This window comes from Exiguobacterium sp. s40 (assembly GCF_018617905.1).
GTDB classification, from domain to species: Bacteria; Bacillota; Bacilli; order Exiguobacteriales; family Exiguobacteriaceae; genus Exiguobacterium; species Exiguobacterium mexicanum_A.
The window spans coordinates 1-1,595 of record NZ_JACSLC010000030.1; the positions used below are offsets into that span (position 1 = coordinate 1).

The window sequence follows — 1,595 nt, forward strand, 5'->3', positions numbered from 1 at the left end:
AAACCATAACTTTGGAGGTGCCCCCATGTACAAAGAGTATACCATGAACCAATTGGTTTTGCCCCTAGATTTAGAAGTCCGTCTCCAGGAAAACGATATCGCCTTCGCCGTCCATGACCTCGTCGAACAGATCCCCGACGAGGCCTTCGAGCCGTTCTGGCGAACGACGGGCTGCCCGGCCTATCATCCGCGCATGATGATGAAGATCGTCCTTTGCGCCTACACGCAGTCCGCTTTCTCGGGCCGAAAGATCGAAGGCCTACTCAAGGACAGCCTTCGGATGATGTGGCTCGCCCAGGGCCACGAGCCGAGTTATCGGACGATCAACCGTTTCCGTGTCCACCCGGCCGTCGCCCCGATCCTGAAGGCCGCGTTCGTCGCCTTCAGATGCCATCTCGTCGAGACCGGCGAGATCGACGAGGAGGCGATCTTCATCGACGGCACGAAGATCGAGGCGAACGCCAACCGTTATACGTTCGTCTGGCGGAGGGCGGTCGAGCGATACAGCGCCGCGCTCGTCGAGAAGTCGAACCAACTGTACGACGAACTGATGGCCGACCAGGTCATCCCCGAAATCGAACGGGAGAGCCCGGACGCGCTCTCGGTCCAAGAACTCGAACAGGTCGCCGCACGACTCGAAGAAAAGATCGAGGCCATCGACGAGGAGATCGCCTCGACGACCGACGTCGCCGAACGGAAACGATTGCGTGCGGAACGGAAGGTGCCCCGTCGTCTCCACAAACAGGCCGCCGATTTCGCCGCCCGGAAACGCCGATACGAGGAGCACATGGCCATCTTCAGCACACGGAACAGTTACTCGAAGACCGACAGGGACGCGACGTTCATGCGGATGAAAGAGGATCACATGAAGAACGGCCAACTGAAGCCCGGCTACAACGTCCAGATCGCAACCGAAGGTCAGTACACGCTCGCCTATGACGTCTATCCGAACCCGACCGACATGAAGACGTTGATCCCGTTCCTCGACGAGGTCGAAACGTTCCTCGACCTGCCCGCCCATATCGTCGCCGACGCCGGATACGGGAGCCAGCCGAACTACACAGACATCCTCGAGCGCCGGGGGCGCCTGCCCTTGATCCCGCACACGATGTACCGGAAGGAACAGAAGAAGAAATGGCGCGAGGAGCCGTTCAACATCGCGAACTGGGCGTACGATGGCAAGACCGACACGTTCACGTGCCCGGACGGGAGACGGCTCCCGTTCAGCCATGAGTCCCAAAGGACCGACCGGGACGGCTTCACCCGCGACTTCCGTGTGTACGAGTGCGAGAGCTGCGACGGCTGCCCGTTCCGAGAGTTGTGCACGAAGGCCGAACCGGGGAGACACCGCCAGGTCAGCGTGAACGGGGCCTGGGAAGAACAAAAGCATATGATGAGAACGCTGCTTTCGGATGAGAAAACCGGTGCCCTCTACGCCCGACGCAAGACGGACGTGGAACCAGTTTTTGGATATCTGAAGGCCAATTTGGGTTTCACCCGCTTCTCCGTCAGGGGAAAACAGCGCGTGAAACGCGAGCTCGGCTTCGCCCTCATGGCGGTGAACCTACGGAAGTTCATCGCCAAAGGCATCGGGG

Annotated in this window: 1 protein-coding gene; it reads left to right on the forward strand. The window is 59.9% G+C overall.

Annotation, left to right across the window (positions count from 1 at the left end; all coding sequences use genetic code 11):
* Positions 1-25: 25 nt before the first annotated feature.
* On the forward strand, positions 26-1,595 hold a 1,570-nt coding region (locus tag KNP02_RS14635), incomplete at its 3' end, for an IS1182 family transposase (protein WP_214710301.1).